This window comes from Hymenobacter sp. HD11105, assembly GCF_054051685.1.
In genome coordinates, this window is record NZ_JBSWBR010000001.1 from 357,221 (window position 1) to 376,179 (window position 18,959).

General features: G+C 55.8%; 17 protein-coding genes. 8 read left to right on the plus strand and 9 right to left on the minus strand.

Features of this window, described 5'->3' with window-relative positions:
- The first annotated feature begins 1 nt into the window (after position 1).
- The 7 genes from ACW9KT_RS01640 (at position 2) to ACW9KT_RS01670 (ending at position 6,467) form a co-directional block, all read left to right on the plus strand.
- Complete coding sequence (locus tag ACW9KT_RS01640; RefSeq protein ID WP_457077629.1) at positions 2-772, plus strand: FkbM family methyltransferase; 771 nt, start codon at positions 2-4, stop codon at positions 770-772.
- Between the two features lie 87 nt (positions 773-859).
- A complete protein-coding gene (locus ACW9KT_RS01645; protein WP_457077630.1) occupies positions 860-1,390 on the plus strand; it encodes a 3-hydroxyanthranilate 3,4-dioxygenase in 531 nt (176 codons plus the stop codon).
- Between the two features lie 48 nt (positions 1,391-1,438).
- A complete protein-coding gene (gene kynU, locus ACW9KT_RS01650) occupies positions 1,439-2,731 on the plus strand; it encodes a kynureninase (protein WP_457077631.1) in 1,293 nt (430 codons plus the stop codon).
- Positions 2,732-2,811: 80 nt separating this feature from the next.
- Positions 2,812-3,480 carry a hypothetical protein gene (locus ACW9KT_RS01655; RefSeq protein WP_457077633.1) on the plus strand — a complete coding sequence of 223 codons (669 nt, stop codon included), beginning with the start codon at positions 2,812-2,814 and terminating at the stop codon, positions 3,478-3,480.
- A 42-nt stretch (positions 3,481-3,522) separates the two neighbouring features.
- The gene (locus ACW9KT_RS01660; protein WP_457077634.1) at positions 3,523-4,122 is read left to right on the plus strand and encodes an alpha-ketoglutarate-dependent dioxygenase AlkB family protein; all 600 of its coding nucleotides are present in this window, start codon (positions 3,523-3,525) and stop codon (positions 4,120-4,122) included.
- Positions 4,123-4,255: 133 nt separating this feature from the next.
- On the plus strand, positions 4,256-5,662 hold the full coding sequence (locus ACW9KT_RS01665) for an FAD-dependent oxidoreductase (protein WP_457077635.1): 1,407 nt from the start codon (positions 4,256-4,258) through the stop codon (positions 5,660-5,662).
- 367 nt (positions 5,663-6,029) lie between these two features.
- Positions 6,030-6,467 carry a LytR/AlgR family response regulator transcription factor gene (locus tag ACW9KT_RS01670; RefSeq protein ID WP_457077636.1) on the plus strand — a complete coding sequence of 146 codons (438 nt, stop codon included), beginning with the start codon at positions 6,030-6,032 and terminating at the stop codon, positions 6,465-6,467.
- A gap of 98 nt (positions 6,468-6,565) precedes the next feature.
- On the opposite strand, the gene ACW9KT_RS01675 is transcribed toward ACW9KT_RS01670, so the two are convergent.
- The 4 genes from ACW9KT_RS01675 to rpoN all read right to left on the minus strand — a co-directional run bounded on the left by ACW9KT_RS01675 (position 6,566) and on the right by rpoN (position 12,931).
- The gene (locus ACW9KT_RS01675; protein ID WP_457077637.1) at positions 6,566-10,057 is read right to left on the minus strand and encodes a PAS domain S-box protein; all 3,492 of its coding nucleotides are present in this window, start codon (positions 10,055-10,057) and stop codon (positions 6,566-6,568) included.
- 91 nt (positions 10,058-10,148) lie between these two features.
- A complete protein-coding gene (locus ACW9KT_RS01680; protein ID WP_457077639.1) occupies positions 10,149-10,772 on the minus strand; it encodes a hypothetical protein in 624 nt (207 codons plus the stop codon).
- Between the two features lie 61 nt (positions 10,773-10,833).
- Positions 10,834-11,319, minus strand: a complete 486-nt coding sequence (locus ACW9KT_RS01685; protein ID WP_457077640.1) for a copper resistance protein NlpE — start codon at positions 11,317-11,319, stop codon at positions 10,834-10,836.
- Between the two features lie 46 nt (positions 11,320-11,365).
- Positions 11,366-12,931, minus strand: a complete 1,566-nt coding sequence (gene rpoN / locus ACW9KT_RS01690; RefSeq protein ID WP_457077641.1) for an RNA polymerase factor sigma-54 — start codon at positions 12,929-12,931, stop codon at positions 11,366-11,368.
- Between the two features lie 193 nt (positions 12,932-13,124).
- Here rpoN and asnS point away from each other — a divergent pair, with 193 nt between their 5' ends.
- Entirely contained in the window at positions 13,125-14,519 is a 1,395-nt protein-coding gene (gene asnS / locus ACW9KT_RS01695; RefSeq protein WP_457077643.1) for an asparagine--tRNA ligase, read from the plus strand.
- A gap of 89 nt (positions 14,520-14,608) precedes the next feature.
- Here the strand turns inward: asnS and ACW9KT_RS01700 are convergent, their stop codons facing one another.
- From ACW9KT_RS01700 to ACW9KT_RS01720, 5 genes are all read right to left on the minus strand, one after another.
- Positions 14,609-15,328, minus strand: coding sequence for a DUF92 domain-containing protein (locus ACW9KT_RS01700; protein WP_457077644.1), 720 nt, complete (start codon positions 15,326-15,328; stop codon positions 14,609-14,611).
- Between the two features lie 123 nt (positions 15,329-15,451).
- Positions 15,452-15,697: a hypothetical protein gene (locus ACW9KT_RS01705; protein ID WP_457077646.1), complete on the minus strand. Its 246-nt coding sequence runs from the start codon at positions 15,695-15,697 to the stop codon at positions 15,452-15,454.
- A gap of 73 nt (positions 15,698-15,770) precedes the next feature.
- Positions 15,771-16,256 (minus strand): hypothetical protein, encoded by a 486-nt coding sequence (locus ACW9KT_RS01710; protein WP_457077647.1) that lies wholly within the window; start codon positions 16,254-16,256, stop codon positions 15,771-15,773.
- Positions 16,257-16,314: 58 nt separating this feature from the next.
- Positions 16,315-17,487 (minus strand): alginate O-acetyltransferase AlgX-related protein, encoded by a 1,173-nt coding sequence (locus tag ACW9KT_RS01715; protein WP_457077648.1) that lies wholly within the window; start codon positions 17,485-17,487, stop codon positions 16,315-16,317.
- Between the two features lie 4 nt (positions 17,488-17,491).
- On the minus strand, positions 17,492-18,910 hold the full coding sequence (locus tag ACW9KT_RS01720) for an MBOAT family O-acyltransferase (RefSeq protein ID WP_457077649.1): 1,419 nt from the start codon (positions 18,908-18,910) through the stop codon (positions 17,492-17,494).
- Positions 18,911-18,959: the final 49 nt, after the last annotated feature.

Consider the following 18,959-nt stretch of genomic DNA (forward strand, 5'->3'; position numbering starts at 1 on the left):
TATGAAGGAGCTTGCCAAAAAAATATTGAAAAGCTTACCTATTGCCTTCACTAAGAATCAGCAATACGACCGCGACACGGAGCGGGTGCTACGGGCCGTGTGCCACCCGAAAGCCAATTGCGTGGACGTAGGCTGCCACAAAGGCGAAGTGCTGGAGCTGATGCTCAAATATGCCCCCCAGGGCCAGCATTATGGCTTTGAGCCCATTCCTGACTTATACGAGCGGCTGACCACGCATTTTGCGGCTTACTCTAATTGCCAATTCTACCAGCTGGGCTTGAGTAATGCGACGGGCGAAACCTCCTTCAACTATGTGCTTACCAATCCGGCATACAGCGGCTTTGTGAAGCGCAAGTACGATAAGGCCGATGAAGTAGACACACTAATTACCGTCCAGACAAAGCCGCTCGACCAGATTTTGCCCCCCGGCACGCGCATCGACCTGATAAAGATTGACGTGGAAGGCGCTGAGTTGGAAGTACTGCAAGGAGCCGTGCAAACCATCCGGCAGGGCCGCCCCGTCATCATTTTTGAGCACGGCCTAGGCGCCTCCGACTGCTACGGCACCCGGCCCGAACAGGTGTATGAGCTGCTCGCGGAGCAAGGCGGCTTACAGGTCTCAACCATGGCGCGGTGGCTGGCCGGCGAGCCAGGCTTTACTGCCGCCGAGTTTGTGGAGCAGTTCGAGAAGTCGCTCAACTATTACTTTATGGCTTACCCAGCGGAGAAAGTGCGGCGTAATGGCCAACTGGCCGCGAAAGACGAAAAATAAAAGGCGAGCGGCGGCTGCCGAGTTATTTGCGTACAACCGGCCGGCCTCTTCTCACATTCGTTTGTTCTTTTTAAGTCGCAAAACGCTATGCCCCTTGCCCGCCCCTTTAATTTTCAACAGTGGATTGATGAGCACCGCCATTTGCTGAAGCCGCCCGTCGGCAACCAGCAGGTATTCACTGATAATAAAGACTTTATTGTGATGGTAGTGGGCGGCCCCAATGCCCGCAAAGACTATCACTACGATGAAGGCGAGGAGCTTTTTTTGCAAATCGAAGGCGACATTGTGCTTAAGGTAATTGAAGACGGCAAGCCAGTGGATATTCCAGTCCGAGCAGGCGAGATGTTTTTGCTGCCGGGAGGCGTGCCCCACTCCCCACGGCGGCCAGCGGGCTCAGTAGGCTTGGTGCTGGAGCGCTACCGCACGGCTGGCGAGCTAGATGGCTTCCTGTGGTTTTGCGAAAACTGCGGTACCAAGCTGCATGAGGAGTACGCCGAAATAACGGACATCGTGCAACAATTGCCCCCCATCATGAACCGCTTCTGGCAATCAGATGACTTGCGCACGTGTAAGAGCTGCGGCACAGTGATGGAAAAGCCCGCGCCGGTCACTACCTAAGGCTACTTGCGGGTTGGGTCAGCAAACCCATTGTGGCTATCTTTGCTGATGATGACCACTTTCCAAACCACCCCCGAGTTCGCCGCCACCCTCGACGCCCAGGATCCGCTACGTCGCTTCCGCGAGCAGTTTCATATTCCGCCCGCCCCGCATGGTGGTGATAGTATCTACTTCTGCGGTAATTCGTTGGGTTTGCAGCCGCGTACGGTGCGCGCAGCCATCGAGCAGGAGCTGGAATCGTGGGAGCGACAGGCTGTAGAAGGTCACTTCAATGGCTCATCGCCCTGGATGCCTTACCACGAAACTCTGGCCGACGCCACGGCACGCCTGGTAGGAGCTAAGCCAGTGGAGGTCATTGTGATGAACAACCTAACCACCAACCTGCACCTGCTGCTTATTTCTTTTTATCGTCCTACGGCATCTCGCTACAAGGTGCTGATGGAAGGCGGGGCATTCCCTTCAGATCAGTACGCGGTAGAGTCACAGGTGAAGCTGCACGGCTACGCCCCCGATGATGCTATTGTGGAGCTGGTTCCGCGGGATGGTGAGCGCACTTTGCGCACCGAAGATATTGAGGCCAAGATTCAAGAAATAGGCGATGAGTTGGCCTTGGTGCTTCTGGGGGGCATTAATTACTACACTGGGCAGGCTTTCGATATGGAAGCCATTACCAAAGCCGGCCACGCCGTAGGTGCCACAGTCGGCTTCGATTTGGCCCACGCCGCTGGCAACTTGGTGATGCACCTGCACGACTGGGACGTGGACTTTGCCTGCTGGTGCTCCTACAAATACCTTAACTCGGGCCCCGGTGGGGTAAGCGGCGCTTTCGTGCACGAGCGCTTTGCCGACCGGCCCGATCTGCCGCGCCTAGCGGGCTGGTGGGGCCACGATGCCTCCGAGCGTTTTCAAATGAAAAAAGGCTTCAAGCCTATGCACGGCGCGGCGGGCTGGCAATTAGCCAACGGCCAGATTATCGCGCTGGCTATGCACCGGGCGGCCCTGGCGCTGGTAGAAGAAGCGGGCGGCATAACCGAGCTACGCCAAAAAAGTGAGCAACTCACGGCTTATCTGGAGTTTGTACTGAAGTCGCTGAATTTGCCCCCCAGCATCCTCGAAATCATTACACCGTCGGAGCCCCAGGCCCGCGGTTGTCAACTTTCCTTGCTTGTGCACCAAGATGGCCGCGGCCTGTTCGACCACCTGTCGGCGGCCGGTGTGGTGGCCGACTGGCGCGAGCCTAACGTGATTCGGCTGGCGCCAGTGCCACTCTACAATACATTTGGGGAAGTGCAGCGCGTAGGTGAAATCATGGCCGAATGGGCTAATCAGTTGCAGAAGTAGCTGTTCGTTTTGGGGTAAACTAGCGTAAAAGGACTTGCGGTTGTTTTTTCTTTCCAACCCCACCATCCTTTGCTACTGCAATGACTGAAGATTACGCGGCCAAAATGGCCCGCAAAACCCTCGCTGAACTGCACCAATACGTGAGCGGTCGGGCCCAATACCGCGAAGACGCGGTGTTGGCCGCCCTCGACGAACTAACCCGGCGCGGCCAATCTCATCCGGAGGAAGCGCTCCTGCGCCCCGAGCTGGAAACAGAAGTACGCCAGCAAACAGCCCGCGCCGAAAAAGCCCGACAGCAAGAAACCGAAGCTACTACGAATACCGAGGCGGCCGAAGCAGAAGCTCTAGGTCCGGCTTTGTACTCGCCCAGCACAGTCACGCTCTTCTCAGTCGTGTTTTCTATGCTAGCTGGTGGCGCGCTGATGGCCCTCAATTTTAAAGCACTCCGGCAAACCGGCGCTACCGTGCGGCTGGTATTGTTCGTGATTGCTTACCTAATAGTTGGGGGGCTTATTTTGCAGTGGCTGGTCCAGCGTTACGGCCTGAATCCATGGTTTGGCGCTTTCTTCGATCTACCGGCCATTGTTGTGTATATCTTCTGGTTTTGGCCGCGCTACGTGGGTGCCAAGCCATATCAAAGCCGGAGCTGGCTACTGCCTTTCGCTATCTGCGCCGCTATCAAGATTGGCTTGTCACTGTGGGCAATACGCTTTTTACCGCAGCTGCTGAAGGCTATTCCGGGGCAGTAGGCAGGGCGTAATGTAACACTATACCATTAGCCTTTTGCTACCATGCCGCTCACGCTATTGCCGCTGCCCGATGCTGAAGTGCTGCTCGATCCGCACTTTTTGCCCCCCAGCGCGGCGGCAGATCTCTTTAAGGAGTTGCTAGCTACAATTCCCTGGCGGCAGGAGCCCATTAAGCTGTTTGGCAAAGAAGTGATGCAGCCCCGCCTTACAGCCTGGCACGGCGACCCCAACGCCCACTACCGCTACTCCGGCCTTAGCCTGGAGCCGCTGCCCTGGACGCCGGCTTTGCAGCATTTGCGCCAGCAAGTGAGCAACGCCACCGGCGCCGAGTTCAACAGCGTACTACTCAACCTCTACCGTACGGGTCAGGACAGCATGGGCTGGCACGCCGACAATGAGCCGGAACTGGGCCCAGAGCCAATTATTGCTTCCGTAAGCTTGGGCGCTACCCGCCGGTTTCGGCTGCGGCCGGGCGTCGGCACCTTCCCACACGCGCCCGTCGGGCTAGATTTGCCCCCCGGCAGCCTGTTACTGATGCGTGGCCCAACTCAACAGCGCTGGCAGCACGCGCTGCCCAAGACGAGCCGCCCCGTAGAAGCACGTATGAATCTAACGTTTCGTCGGATCGTTCAGGCCTCATGATATGGTTGCTTCTAGGCGAGAGGCATCAGTGAGTGGGTTTGAGTACTTTAACTCGGCTGTCGGGCCAAATAGGCCGTAAAAGACTACTTTTGCCGCCCGCCTGTTTACTTGTCGGTCTTTTGTCTCTTAGCTTATGGGTACGCCTTCTTCCGCCGCCAAGGCTTCCGCCACCGACGCCTCGCCGTGCACTATTATGGGGGCAGGCCTAGTTGGGTCGTTGCTGGCGTTGTATCTGGCCCAGCGTGGCCACACCGTCGACGTGTACGAGCGCCGCTCTGACCCGCGCCAACACGCGGCGCTCGAAGGGCGGTCTATCAACTTGGCGCTCTCCGACCGGGGCTGGCGGGCCTTGGAAGGCGTGGGCATTATCGAGCAGGTGCGGCAGGTAGCCATTCCAATGTATCGGCGCGTGATGCACGACCAGCAGGGCCGGCTCACGCATCAGCCTTATGGCCGCGACAACCAAGCCATCTACTCCGTATCTAGGGGTGGGCTGAATCGTACTTTGCTGGATCTGACCGAGGCCGACCCGCGTATTCGCATGCATTTCAATGAGCATTGCCAGCACGTAGACCTGCGCGCCCGGCGTCTGGAAATGCAGAATATTATAACTGATCAGGAGCAGACCATTTTTTTCAGCCGCTTGTTCGGAGCCGATGGGGCGTACTCAGTCGTGCGCGGCGCCATGCAGAAAACCGACCGCTACGAGTTTTCGCAGAGCTACCTAGAATATGGCTACAAAGAGCTAACTATTGAGGCGGGCCCCAATGGGGAGTGGCAGATAGAGAAAAATGCCCTCCACATCTGGCCGCGGGGCCAGTATATGATGATTGCCCTGCCCAACCTAGATGGCTCCTTCAACTGTACACTCTTCTTCCCCTACGATGGCCCCGAGTCGTTCGCGGCTCTGCAAACAGCCCCCCAGGTAGAAGCCTTTTTCCAGGAAGTGTTCCCTGACGCGGTGCCACTGATGCCCCACCTGAGTGGGGACTTTTTCCAAAACCCAACAGGCTCCCTGCTCACCGTGCGCTGTTTTCCCTGGACTTATAAAGATCAAGTTGCCCTTATCGGCGACGCCTCCCACGCCATTGTGCCCTTCTACGGGCAGGGAATGAACGCCGGCTTCGAGGATTGCAGTGTCCTGAACGCTTTGCTCGACCAATACGGCGATGATTGGCAAATGGTATTCAATGAGTTTCAGCGTCAGCGCAAACCCAACGCCGATGCTATGGCCGACCTGGCCATTTACAACTTTGAGGAAATGCGCGACAAGGTAGCCGACCCGCGCTTTCTGCTACAGAAGAAGATCGAAAGCAAGATTTCAGCTCAGTATCCCGACCAATGGCTGCCGCTGTATGCGCAAGTCACGTTTTCGGACACGCCTTACGCCGATGCCTGGGCTAATGGGCAGCGACAGGAAAGTATTATGCAGCGCCTGATGCCCCACATTCAAACCGAAGCTGATTACGATCAGCCCGCTGTACAAGAAATGGTGCGTCAGGAAATGGAAAAGATCGACGCTTTATCAAGCTTGGCCTAGCATCGCGCTGTTAAGCTCTGGAAAAAGCTCCCTAGCTACCCTTAAATAGCATAAGGCAGGACGAGCGTTACCTCCCAAAGTTTATACGCTTTTCTTTCTATTGTTATAAAGAATAGGCAGTTATAACTGTCCTATACAGCGGGTTTCTTATGCTTAATACGAGCAGTCTCTATTCCTGTAAAATCAGATTGCAACACCGCATATTTATATTGCTATATTAAGCGCAAATTAATTTGTATTATTTGCTTCAAAAGACCTTTGCAATCAACAAACTGGCCGCTAATTTGGTGAGTTAGTGGCCTGGTTTTTTAAAGTAGTCTTCATTCACTAGGGCAGACTCTTTTCCATCTGCTCTATTTGTTTTGTTATGTTGGTTGAAACTTCTACGCCTCCCCGTATTCTAACCTGCGCCATCATCGACGATGATGAGATCAACCGTCTGACACTGGAGCATTGCATTAGCTTGAGTACGTCACTGCACTTGGTGGCCTCGCTACCCGGAGGTATAGAAGGATTAAATTATTTCAGCCTAGGCCGCCGCGTCGATGTGCTTTTCCTCGACGTGGAAATGCCTGACCTCAACGGCATTGAAATGCTGCGGCTGCTGCCCGAGCCACCAGAAGTAATATTCACCACTGCCTACGAGAGTTTCGGAATGGAAGCCTACGAACTGCGCGTGGCTGACTACTTGGTCAAGCCGTTTGCTTACAACCGCTTTCAGCAGGCCGTGCAGCGCGTGATGACGCGTTTGCAAACCGCCGCTCCCGTCGAGCTAGTTGCTCCGGCTGCGTTGTCTGTCGGCTAATCTTAACACAAGCGGGGGGCTTTTTACCCCTCTAAGCACTGCCAGCCGCTCAGCACTCAGTCCAAGTTGGGCCAAGTGCTGAGCGGCTGGTTTTTAGCTCAATAATATTGCGTTTGTCGCCACTGCTGAAGCTCTATTAGCAGGCGTAGGAGCAGCTGGCCAAGTTGCTGGGCTGCCATAGCGCGTTCCACCAGCGGGGTTACTCTATCCTCTATTATCCGAACACTGCTGGTCAGTTCATGGGCGTGCAGCACTTTGAGCGAGGGCTTGATTTTATGCACCAACGCGCCAACCTGCGCCCAATCGTCGGCGGCCGTAGCAGCGGCGAGCTGCGTTACCACATGTGGGGTATGCTCTAAAAACGAATCGACAATGCTGCGCACAAACCCCTTTTGCCCGTAGGCCATCTGGTAAAGCTCGCTCAGGTCAAAAAGGGAGCGGGGAGTGCTATTGCCTAGCTGAAGTAGAGCAGTCATTTTGCGGAGCAGCTCGGCTTCATCAAAAGGCTTGGTCAGGCAGTCATCCATGCCAGCGGCCAGGTATTTATTGCTTTCATTCTGAAATGCATTAGCCGTCAAAGCAATAATTGGAATGCGGGCTTTCCTCAGATCGGAGTGTTGGCGGATAGTGGCTGTGACTTCCAGCCCGCTCATGCCCGGCATCTGAATATCCATCAAAACCAAGTGGTAACTATTCTGCTCGAACAATTGCAGGGCCGAAGGCCCATCAGCAGCGGCATCTACTACTACCTCATAGTTGGCTAGGATGAGCTGGACCAACTGTCGGTTCACATCATGATCTTCCACCAGCAATACCCGCAGGCCCCGAACAGCCGCGGCCATATCGGGGTCGGGGACAGAAGTGGTTTGGTTCGTTGCTGTGCTGCCTTGGGGGGCTTTTTCAAAGGACAGCGTAAACCCAAACGTGCTGCCTTGGCCCGGCACGCTGCACATCGATAAATGCCCCCCAAGCTGCTCTACCAGACTACAACTGATTGTCAGACCCAGGCCCGTGCCGCCGTAGCGGCGGGTGGTATCTGCAGAGGCCTGCGAGAAACTGGCGAATATTGCTTCCTGCTTCTCAGGCGGTACTCCCAGGCCGGTATCCATTACCTGAAAGCTAACGGTTAGGTTTGTTGCTGTCTCCTCACGCACTTGGCAGGCTAGCGTAATGCTCCCTCGATCCGTAAACTTGAGGCTGTTGCTCAGTAGGTTGAGTAGCACTTGATTGAGCCGGTACGGGTCGCTAAGAACGAGCTGTCCGTTGTGGGGAAGAGTCTCCACTCTGAAGTCGATTCCTTTCTCAACCGCGCGGAAGGCGATGGTTTGGGCGGCCGTCTGAATAGTATGGCATAAGTCGAAGCAAGTGCGCTCCATCTCCAGGTGGCCCGAACTGATTTTAGCTACGTCAAGCACGTCGTTCAGCACACCCATTAGGTGCTGCCCCGAGTTGCGAATGATATCCAGGTACTCGCGCTGCTGCGGCGTAAGATTCGTGCGGGCCAGCAAGCCAGCCATGCCCAGCACCCCGTTCATCGGCGTCCGAATCTCGTGGCTCATGTTGGCCAGAAAATTCTCCCGAAGCCGCGCGGCTACTTCGGCCTCCCGCTTGGCCCGCCGCAACTCGTGCTCAGCCAGAATGCGTTCGGTGATATCCTGAGCATAGGCAATAACGTAGGGCTGCTCGCCCGCTTCTGCCACTAAGCAGTTGTGATACAGTAAGTAGCGTGAGTGAGAGCTGCCCACGGGCTTTACATTGATAATGCCCGATACCTCGCGTTGCTGACTGAAGGCCGCTAAGTAGGAGGCCACATCAATTCGTTTCTCGGCTACAATGCCCTGCTCTAGTGTGCTACCTACAACATTCTTCAACGAGGTGCCCATAAGCGTTGCCAGCGCCGGATTGGCGGAGAGGATAACGCCCGACAGGTCGTGGGTACAAATGAGGGCCTGCGTGTACTGCATCAGGTCGCGGTACTGCTTGGCGTTGCGCTCTAGCCGGTGGCGAATGCGCCTGATTTCGGTGATGTCGGTGCTTACGGTGAGCACCTGCACCGCGCCGTCGGGGCGAACTAGGGGGCGTTTTACTACTTGGTATTGCCGCACTTCGCCGTTTGCCAAGGTAAACGGCATTTCGGTTGTCTGCTCGCGGTGACTTTCTAACACTCGCTTATTGAGCGAGAAAAGCAGCCGCATCTCGGGCGCTTCGGGCGCTTCGCTATCCAGGTCTATGTGCTGGTGGTTGCTGCGCTGAATGATGTTCTCGAAAGCATTATTAGCAAACATTACGTTGCCATCTTCATCATTTACATAAAGAAGATTGGGCACCGTATTCATTATCTGATTGATAAACTCCTGTTGATCAGCTAACTTCTCTTCCGCCTGGTGGCGGGCGGTGATGTCAAGGCCCGAGCTAACCATCATGCGCAAGGAGCCATCAGCGGCAAAAACGGGCCGGAAGCTGCGGAGCATGTAGCGTACTCCAGAAGGATCAGCAATTGTTTCTTCCCAGCTCACTTCCTGCCGCTCCCGCACAGACTGCGCGAAATAAGCGTTTTGCTGTTCCACCATAGTCATCGAGCGCTGGCGGTACAGGCAGGCTTCGATACTGTCTTTGCCTAGCAGCCAAGCGCGGGTAACCGGATCGGGAGCTACGGCTGGGTTAACAAATAGATACCGCAGATCAGCGTCGAGGGCGGCTACCCCAACGGGCAATTGGTTGAGGATGGTTTCGTAGAACTCGCGTTGCTGGGTAAGCTGCTGCTCGGCATCGCGGCGGGCCGTGATGTTCGTTAGGTATAAGCTGGCGTACTGCTCCCCGGGTACGGGCACCACAATAAGCAGATAATGCTGCTGAGCTACCGTTATCTCGCGCTGGTGGTGGGTGCCCGTGCGCAATGCAATCATTACCAGGGCCACTAGCTGGGTGCGAAGCTCATTCGGACCATCTTGCTTGTAAGCTTGCGACAGTGGGAATGCGGCTGTGTTGGCGTAGAGCAGCTCACCACCGGGCGTGAGACGCAAGATAGGATTGGGGCTTTGCTGCGCCAGCAGCGAAACGGTGTTGGCGCGTGCCGTACGCCGATAGCGCACCGTCACATCGCGGTAGCACACCAAGCGGCCGGCCATAGTATCATCGAGCACGATATAGTCGCGTTCGAGCACCCGGCCGTCGGCTAGAGAGACTTCCTCACTAAGCCGCGTGCGGCCCGCGGCCCGGGTTTCGATGGCGTGGGCTAGGTAAGCGGCAGGATCAGCATAGTTGTGCTTGCTGCGAGCTGCTATTTCCAACCCTGAGGCGCCATAAAAGCTCTTTGGATCTTCAGAAAAACCAAAAAGCTCGCAATAACGCCGATTAAGCAGCACCACCCGCCCCTCGTGGTCGACCAACATAATGCCCATCCGTAGATTTTGAGCCAACGCAGTAAGCCGGGTTTGCTGCTGCTGAGCGGCTAGCTGAGCCCTGGAAAGCTCGAGGCGGAGCGCGGCCACCTGTTGTTCGGCCTGCATCCGGCGGGTTCGTTCTTCGTGCAGCTGAACAAGTAACGCTTCGGCGGATTCGGGGGCGACTGAAACAGGTGAGCTAGGCATGGCGCGGCAAATACGACGGATGGGTGGATGGTAAAGATACACCAGCTAGCGTAGCGGTCAAGGGCACAAGGGAAGCCACGAGAAGGAAATATTACAATCCGCCCCCCACAGTCAGTGCCAGTACCAAACCAACTCCTAACCCCAGTCCAGCCCAGGCCTGAGCCGGCGTGTGGGCATCTAAAGCCAAACGGGCGCTTACTACGGCCCCGGCTACCAGCGTAGCCACGAGCAACCACCACAGCCCCAGCCAACCCGTCGTATCCAGAAGATGCAATACCAGGAACAAGCCAAACGCTCCGCCCACACCCACGCCATGGGCACTGATTTTCCAGCGCATGGAAATCAGCAGTGTTAGAAGCACCGCCAGCGTCATACCCAGCATCATATGAGTTAGCAGCGCATCAAAATATGTACGACGCAGCAGCAAACTAGCGCCAGCAAAGCTGATGGTAGCGAGCAAGAGGGGCAAGGGGCGCTGTGCTCGCTCGCGCAGCAGCAACGAATCAAGGCGGCCAAACCAGTAGAGTGCCCCAGTGCCCAACACGGGCAACAAAAAGGTGAACAGAAAAACCACCGCTAGTACTACCCAACGGTCGGGCCGCGTGGGGTACAGTACCACACCCGGCAGCTGGTAGCACACCACGTAAAACAGGTAGGATGGCAACAGCAGCGGATGAAAGGCCACCGACAGGGCCGATGCCAACGACTTATTCAATGATCAAACAAACTAATTAGGGCCCTAAGCTACGTCGGCGGTAGCTGTGATTTCAAAAGCATTAGAAGCTGCCTACCTGAGCCAACAGGTAGCGGCCCGCCAAATCACCGGTAATTTCCTGCCCGTCAAGGTCGAGTTGCTGTAGGCCGCGTGCGTGCAAACGGTAGTCGGTGGGACTGGTTTGCGTAGTGCGGGTAAGGCGCACTAAGTTGGCCGATACCTGCGCCCACCGCCCGGAGGTTAGTTGATCGTTGTTGCCCCCTTTAGGCTGATCGAGGTAGGTGCGGTGCTCCAGGTAGGTGCTATCCGGGTAGAGATAAAGTATAGTTTCGATGCCCGCACAGTCAGCGCAGGGCAATAGTCCCTGATAAATGCCCCCCAGAACGCCCGGAGGCCCAACTGAGGCCACCGAAGTACCCGGCGAAGCTGAACGCCCCAGCGTGCCGTTTTCTTGCATAGACGACGTAGGCGAGCTCAGGTCTGGGCCGGTTGGCCGGTCGCAGGCAGTGACTAATAGAAGCAGACATGCAAACAGGCACTGACGCATAGGCGGAGTGGTTTTACGCGTGAAAATGCCCCCAGCCGCCGGCGCCCTACAGTTCCTTGCGAAGCCGGGCTACCGGAATGTTAAGCTGCTCCCGGTACTTGGCCACCGTACGGCGGGCGATGTTATAGCCACGAGCATTGAGCATTTTCTCCAGCTTATCGTCCGACAGCGGCTTGCCTTTGCTCTCGCCGTCAATGATTTCCTTTAGAATGTGCTTCACTTCCCGCGAGCTGGCATCCTCCCCCGAGTCGGTAGCAATACCTTCGGAGAAGAAGTACTTCAACGGGTAAATACCGAACTCGGTTTGCACCGACTTGCTATTCGCCACCCGGCTCACCGTGGATATATCCATGCTGATTTCCTGGGCTATGTCCTTCAGAATCATGGGGCGTAGCTTGCTTTCGTCGCCTTCCAAAAAGAACTCGCGCTGGTAGCGCACAATAGCATCCATGGTGCGCAGCAAGGTTTGCTGCCGCTGCCGGATGGCATCAATAAACCAGCGGGCCGCGTCGAGCTTTTGCTTCACAAACGTAACGGCCTCCTTCATCTTCCGATCTTTTTTCGAGGCCTTATCATAAGCCTGAAACATCTCGGTGTAGGCCGGCGCCACGCGCAGATCGGGCGCGTTGCGCGAGTTCAGTGTGAGGTTGAACTGCCCGTTTTCGTTGCTGAGAATAAAGTCGGGAATGATGTACTGCACCTTGCCCAGGCCTGTGGGGCCGCTGCCGCCCGGCTTAGGATTCAGCTTCAAAATCAGAGCAATAGCATCTTTGAGCTCGTCGTCTTCCAGATCCAGCTTCTGCTGAATGCGCGGGTAGTGCTTCTTAGTAAACTCGTCGTAGCACTCACTCAGAATGCGTTCGGCAGCTTCCACGGTATCATCTACCGGGCGGCGCTCCAATTGTAGCAGCAGGCACTCGCGCAAGTCGCGAGCCCCGATGCCGGCCGGATCGAAAGCTTGAATAACGTGCAGAACGTACTCAATCTCGGCCGGGGTGGCTTCGATATTTTGGGCAAAAGCCAGGTCGTTGGCAATAGCCGACAAGTCGCGCCGGATGTAACCGTCGCCATCAATAGAGCCGAGCAACTGACGACCAATGGCCAGCTGCTTATCACTGAGGGCCGCAAAGCCCAGCTGATCAAATAGGGAATCAATCAGCGTGGAGCCGGTGTCGGCCAGGGGCATTTCGCGGTCGTCCTCGGCCTCGCCGGGGCCGTCGCCCTGCATTTTGTAGCCCGCAATCTCGTCGTCGTTGAGGTAGTCGCTCAGGTCGAGGTCCTGATTGTCTGATGATTCACCGATGTCGTCTTTGGGCAGCTCTATCTCAGGCTGCTCCTCTGAGCGGTCGTCAAAATCTTCGTCGAGGGTATTGTCGTCGTTATCAAATTCAGAATCCGGATCGTCAAAATCGTCGTCGCTGTCGTCGGAATCATCATCGTGTTCCTGCTCGTCTTCATTTTCGTCGCCTTCCTCCAAAGCTGGGTTAAGTTCCAGTTCTTCTTTGATGCGCGTCTCTAATTCCGCAGTTGGAATCTGCAGTAGCTTAATGAATTGGATCTGTTGGGGAGACAGCTTCTGCGAGAGAAGCTGCTTCATATCAAGTCGTTGCATACAAAGAAAACGCAATAAGCCCAGACGGCGGGAAGTGGGGGCACTACTTCAAATGTAGCGTATTCTCTACTTCAGTTAAACTAAAAAAGTTGGGACCCCTGGAAAGGCATATAATAGCCTCCCAAAGTACTACGCTACCGAAAACTTCTACCTTTGCCCACCGCAGATTATAAATTAAAGCAATCAGAGTCCGATGTCCGTCAGAAGGTCGAGTGTACAGCAGCTGCTCCAAAGTCAAGAGCTAGAGCGCGAGGTAGTAGTAAAAGGCTGGGTGCGCACCCGCCGTGGCAACAGATACGTGCAGTTTATTGCCCTCAACGACGGGTCTACCATCCATAACATTCAGGTAGTAGCCGATGCCGAAAAGTTTCCGGAGGAAACCTTGAAAGACGTGGCCACTGGCGCTTGCCTGTCGGTGCGCGGCCAATTGGTTGCTTCCCAAGGCAAAGGCCAAGCGGTAGAAATACAGGCCATTGATATAGAAGTGCTTGGCACGGCCGATCCTGAAGAATACCCACTGCAAAAGAAAGGTCATTCGCTGGAGTTTCTCCGCGAAATAGCTCACCTGCGGCCCCGCACCAACACCTTCGGAGCGGTGCTGCGCGTGCGCCACGCTCTGGCGTTTGCCGTGCATCAGTACTTCAACGACCAAGGCTTTTACTATGTGCATACGCCCGTCATTACCGGCTCCGACGCTGAGGGTGCCGGTCAGATGTTTCGGGTAACAACTTTGCCCCCCGAGCACCCGCCCCGCACCGCCGACGGCTCCGTAGATTATAAAGAAGACTTCTTCGGTAAGCAAACCAACCTGACTGTTTCGGGTCAGCTGGAGGCCGAAGTAGCCGCCATGGCGCTGGGTAAGGTGTACACGTTTGGGCCTACTTTCCGGGCCGAAAACTCCAACACGGCCCGCCACCTGGCCGAATTCTGGATGATTGAGCCCGAGGTTGCCTTCAACGATTTGCAGGACAACATGGACCTGGCCGAGGACTTTCTCAAAAGTCTGGTGCGCTACGCCCTGGAAAAGTGCGCCGATGACTTGCAGTTTCTCAACGAGCAGTACGACAAAGAACTGCTCACACGCCTTCGCTTTGTGGTAGATAACGACTTCCAGCGCCTTACCTACACCGAGGCGGTGGAGATTCTCAAAGGAGCCAAGCAGAAGTTTGAGTTTCCCGTGGATTGGGGCACCGATTTGCAGAGTGAGCACGAGCGCTACTTAGTAGAAAAGCACTTCAAAAAGCCCGTTATCCTGACCGATTACCCTAAGGATATCAAGGCTTTCTACATGAAGCTCAACGACGACGACCGCACCGTTCGGGCCATGGATGTGCTGTTTCCCGGCATCGGCGAAATCATTGGCGGCTCCCAGCGGGAGGAAAGCCTGGAGAAGCTGCGCACCCGCATGGAGCAAATGCACGTGGAAGAGCACGAGCTGTGGTGGTATCTGGAGCTGCGCAAGTTCGGAACTGCCCCCCACGCCGGCTTTGGCCTGGGCTTCGAGCGCCTGGTGCTTTTTGTGACGGGTATGGCCAATATCCGGGATGTGATTCCCTTTCCGCGCTTCCCGAAAAACGCGGAGTTTTAGAGCGTAAATTTTTATCCAATAACGAAACGGCAGCTCTTGATAGGGCTGCCGTTTTGCGTATCTGCCCCCCAGAGTAGTAAAGTGCTAACTCAGCGCCACCAATAGCAGAGCGCGGCTGCGCCGGCGCCAACCAACGTGCCCAGCATATTCACCGCGTCGTTGGAGAGGCGGCCGCGGCGCTCTAGGGTGGCGCCCAGCACCGAATCGGTGAGGTTGCCGGCTGTGCCCGCCAGCAGCAGCCAGCCAAAATCACGCAGCTGGTTCATGCCCAGGCAGTAAATGCCCGCCACCACGGCACTACCAACTAGACCGCACAAGGTGCCCTCTAGGCTCACTACACCATCGCGCCCCCGAGTGTCGGGCCGGAAGGTGAGAATATGATAGAAGCGGCGGCCGTACACGTTGCCCAACTCTGAGGAGAGCGTGTCGGCTGTGGCAGCGGATAGGCTGCCTGCTAGCAGTAGCTGGTAAAAGGATGCGTGAGCTGGATCGAGCCAACCGCCTAAAGCCGCGGCGCCTGCCACGCCCGCGTTGGCTAATACTTGGGAGGCCGTGCGGCGCCCCTGCCGAGCTTCAGCTAAGCCCAGGCGTTGTTTAAAGGCCCGTTGCCAAGCAGAGGCAGCCGACGCCAGCAGGAAAAAGCCCCCCATCAGCGCAACGCCCGTCCAGCCGGCACCCAGAAATAGCAACAGCCCCAGTAAGCCTCCGGTAACCGCCCCCAGGGGCATCAGTTTGCCGGTGCGCACGCTGTAAACCATACCCAACCCCAGCACCAGCACCAATGCACACCAAGACCAGATGGGAGTCATTTAATTAATCGAAGTCAAACAACAACAGAAGGTGAGGGAAGCAGCTAAGCTGCCTCCAACGAGCATTTCAGCAAAGGCTGCTAAGACCCCGAATGCTAAGCGTAGTAAAGCACTAATCTACGCTTAACAGTAATTCCGCAACTCCTTATCATCCACGGCTACTAGCGCGTCTAGCCGCAGCTCGAAGCCATCCTGTAGGCGTAGGTACTCGACTTTATCCTTAATAAATAGATTGGTGATGATGCCGTGGTAGGTGCTGGGCGGCGTGTCGGGTTCGAGGCGGTAGGTGAGGGTGCAGGGTTGGCCGGTGGTGGCGCGGGCCTCTAGCTCGTCGTAGAAGAAGCAGCTGATAGGTTGATAGGCTTTCATAAGTTATATAACGTAAAACGCGTCCTTTGGTCATGACCAAAGGACGCGTTTTACGGTGAGCTATGGCAGCGGCTTAGTGCTTGCCTTTGCCTTTACCATTGCCTCCGCCGTGGCCTTTGCCAGGGTGTCCGCCACTGGGGTGCTGTACCACAATGACGTTGCCAACCGGCGAGGTAGCACGCATCTTTTTGGCCTGGCCGGGGGGCATTCCGTGCGGATGGCCTGCCTTCGGGTATTTCACTTTATGCTCCCGGATCTGGACCCAGGGCTGAGCACCCACATAGTTGATGACTACCGGGTGAAAATTGCTAGGGTTATAGTTGGAAACAGTCGTTACCCGCTTCCACTTGCCCTCCCGCTGTACCACGTAATGTTTGTCGCGCAGGTCGTAGTAGCCACCCACTTCGGGAATGTAGTAGTACTGAGTGCCGGCCGGCGCGGCTGGGCCCCAGGAGGGAGGATTGATGTTGATATTAACTTGGGCCTGTGCAGGCTCAGCAGCGCCGAGCAGCAGCAAGGCAAATGCACCAGTTAACATTAACTTCGGTAGTGAGGGCATGTAGAGAGGATGTAGGGTGAAGGAATTATCCTACTCTCGGCAAGAACGGCGCCAAACGCTACGGGGTGCTTAGGGCCTGAAGGGCGTCTGCGGTGAAACCCTGGTCAAACTGGACCAAGTTGTGCTCGGTAAACAAAATCATCACCACATCGTGTTTGGCTAGCTCGGCGCGCCGATCGAGAAGGGCAACCTGCGGCTCACCCTGAATTTTGCCCCCCAGCTTACGCCACACTACTTCCTGATTGTAGTACCAGAAATGCGAATCTTGGGAGAATAAGGAATCGAGATAGGGGTAAAACTCAATGAAGCTATACACAAAACTGTCGCCGACTACCAGCAGGCGGGGCTGGCTCTGCTGAGGCTTGGGAGCTTGGAAAACAATGTTGGGGTAAGCCAGCGGCCCGGCATTAGGCGTCCAGACGAGGTTCAGCGCTTTGGCAATATCGTTATCAGTGTAGCGCGGCGTAGAAGACACTTCCAGCCCGGCCGATTGAAAATCGGGGAGGTCGAAGCGGCCGCGCTGCTCAATGTAGCGAAAAAGCGTGTCGGCCGCGCGGGTGACGCCGTAGCCGCTCCAGTGAATACCGGTGCGGGTGAAAAGGGGGTAGGAGGCCGTGTCTTTCCACTGCCGAAATAAGGCGCTGAAATCCAGCAGATTTACGCCACTGGCGCGCATCTGTCGGGCATAGGCTTCATAGTTGGACGGACGCACCCACTGATTGCGGTACTTGGGGGGCAGGTACTCAGGAAAAAACGAGGCTTTATTGGGAGCAATAACAAAGAGCAGCAGCTTGCCGCGCCGGGCCAGCGTATCCTGCAGGGTCCGCAACTGGCCAACGTTAGCTTGTACCACGTTTTCGCCCACAAAATCCTGGCCCAGGTAAGCTTGAATAGGTGATTCTTCGAACAGCATTCCGTCCTTACCTAGCAGCACGTTTTGCACTTTGGCTTCGCCAAATAAGGAGTAGGCGACCTGATTGCGGGGGCGAATAAACCAGTGACGGAAGCCAAGATGATCGGCTAGGTAGCGCTCCAGGGCGGGCTGGTAGGTGTTGTCGCGCAGACTAAGCCAAGTAAGCGCCGGCTTGGATGCCAGTTCGGCGTAGCCGCCCAAGCCACCCGCTCGGAAGATCTTAACGTTGAGCAGAGTTTGGATGGGGGGCAAAAACAGCAGCGCCAACGCCCCAAATAGAGCCAGCCGTTTCAGCAGGGTCGGGCGGGGAGTAGGCACGCGGCTAGAAACGGAAGTAAATGAACGGATTGAACGTACTGCCAATGAGGTAACTGACGCTGAGCACAAACAGCAGACCCGTAAGCAAGCCAAGACCTGCGGCCTGGCGCACTCTGTAGGGCTGCACGGTAAGCAGGCCTATCTGCCAACGCTCGATGGCAGGAAACACAGCGGCAAAGGAAAAAATAGTAGCCAGTACTAAGGTTAGCCCTAGCTCCCGATTTATAACGGGCCATTGCTGCCAGCTGCCACTTATCATTTGCTCCAAATAAGCCATGGCGGCCCCCAGGCTCTCAGCCCGAAACAGCACCCAGCCCACCACAACGACCACAAACGTAGGCACCACGCTCAGCGCGCCTAGCCGCCGAGATACGCGCAGCCACCCCAGACGATCAACAATCAGAAAGAAGCCATGAAAAGCCCCCCAGACGATAAAATTCCAGGCTGCACCGTGCCAAAAGCCCGAGAGTAAAAACACGACCCACAGATTGAGGTAAAGGCGGGTTGGCTTGACTCGATTGCCCCCCAGCGGGATGTACAGGTAGTCGCGCATCCAGCGGCCCAGCGTGATGTGCCAGCGCTGCCAGAACTCGGTGATGCTGCGGGAGGTGTACGGATTGTTGAAGTTCTCAGGAAACTGAAACCCAATCATGTGGCCGATACCAATGGCCATATCGGAGTAGCCCGAAAAGTCGAAGTAGATCTGAAAAGTGTAGGCTACCGCGCCCAGCCAGGCCAGCGGCGCTGATAACTCGGTTGGGTCCAGGTCGAAAATGCGGTCAGCTTCTAGACCTAAGGTGTTTGCAATGAGTACTTTCTTGGCTAGGCCCACTACAAAGCGAAACAAGCCGGCCAGCTTATGATCAACGGTGTCGAAGGCGCTACGGTCCTGGAGTTGGTCGGCAATTTCGTGGAAGCGCACAATAGGCCCAGCAATCATCTTGGGAAACAGCATGATATAAAGCATGAAGTCCCAGAAGCTGCGCAGCGGCCGATTGACACCCCGGTACACATCGATGGAATAGGTAAGTTTTTCGAAGGTGAAAAAAGAGATGCCAATGGGCAGCACTACTTTTTCCCACGTGAGCGGTGGGCCGCCCCAAGCCATCTGCACCGCTTCGAAGTTTTCGAGAAAGAAGTTGGTGTACTTGAAATAGAACAGCATTCCCACGTTGAGAATGATGCTTAAAATCAAATAGATGCGTTTCTGCCAACCTGCGGCCTCATCCATCAGGCGAATGAGAAAGAAGTTAATTACCACCGAGCCCAGAAATAACACCAGGAAATTTAGTCCACCCCAAGCATAAAACAGTAAGCTAGCGGTCAGCGCAACAAGGTTCTTGAACCGGGCCGGGGCCAGGTAATAGCAGAGCAGAAAAGCAGGGAAGAAGTGGAATAGAAACAGCGTGCTGCTGAAAACCATAACGAGCGAGCCAAAATCAGGCAGCAAGGTAAGAATTTGCCCCCCAGCC

Bases quoted from the DNA above. Each gene is read 5' to 3' on its own strand.
- ACW9KT_RS01640 (WP_457077629.1), top strand. From the start codon at position 2: ATGAAGGAGCTTGCCAAAAAAATATTGAAAAGCTTACCTATTGCCTTC.
- ACW9KT_RS01645 (WP_457077630.1), top strand. From the start codon at position 860: ATGCCCCTTGCCCGCCCCTTTAATTTTCAACAGTGGATTGATGAGCAC.
- kynU (WP_457077631.1), top strand. From the start codon at position 1,439: ATGATGACCACTTTCCAAACCACCCCCGAGTTCGCCGCCACCCTCGAC.
- ACW9KT_RS01655 (WP_457077633.1), top strand. From the start codon at position 2,812: ATGACTGAAGATTACGCGGCCAAAATGGCCCGCAAAACCCTCGCTGAA.
- ACW9KT_RS01660 (WP_457077634.1), top strand. From the start codon at position 3,523: ATGCCGCTCACGCTATTGCCGCTGCCCGATGCTGAAGTGCTGCTCGAT.
- ACW9KT_RS01665 (WP_457077635.1), top strand. From the start codon at position 4,256: ATGGGTACGCCTTCTTCCGCCGCCAAGGCTTCCGCCACCGACGCCTCG.
- ACW9KT_RS01670 (WP_457077636.1), top strand. From the start codon at position 6,030: ATGTTGGTTGAAACTTCTACGCCTCCCCGTATTCTAACCTGCGCCATC.
- ACW9KT_RS01675 (WP_457077637.1), bottom strand. From the start codon at position 10,057: ATGCCTAGCTCACCTGTTTCAGTCGCCCCCGAATCCGCCGAAGCGTTA.
- ACW9KT_RS01685 (WP_457077640.1), bottom strand. From the start codon at position 11,319: ATGCGTCAGTGCCTGTTTGCATGTCTGCTTCTATTAGTCACTGCCTGC.
- rpoN (WP_457077641.1), bottom strand. From the start codon at position 12,931: ATGCAACGACTTGATATGAAGCAGCTTCTCTCGCAGAAGCTGTCTCCC.
- asnS (WP_457077643.1), top strand. From the start codon at position 13,125: ATGTCCGTCAGAAGGTCGAGTGTACAGCAGCTGCTCCAAAGTCAAGAG.
- ACW9KT_RS01700 (WP_457077644.1), bottom strand. From the start codon at position 15,328: ATGACTCCCATCTGGTCTTGGTGTGCATTGGTGCTGGTGCTGGGGTTG.
- ACW9KT_RS01705 (WP_457077646.1), bottom strand. From the start codon at position 15,697: ATGAAAGCCTATCAACCTATCAGCTGCTTCTTCTACGACGAGCTAGAG.
- ACW9KT_RS01710 (WP_457077647.1), bottom strand. From the start codon at position 16,256: ATGCCCTCACTACCGAAGTTAATGTTAACTGGTGCATTTGCCTTGCTG.
- ACW9KT_RS01720 (WP_457077649.1), bottom strand. From the start codon at position 18,910: ATGGTTTTCAGCAGCACGCTGTTTCTATTCCACTTCTTCCCTGCTTTT.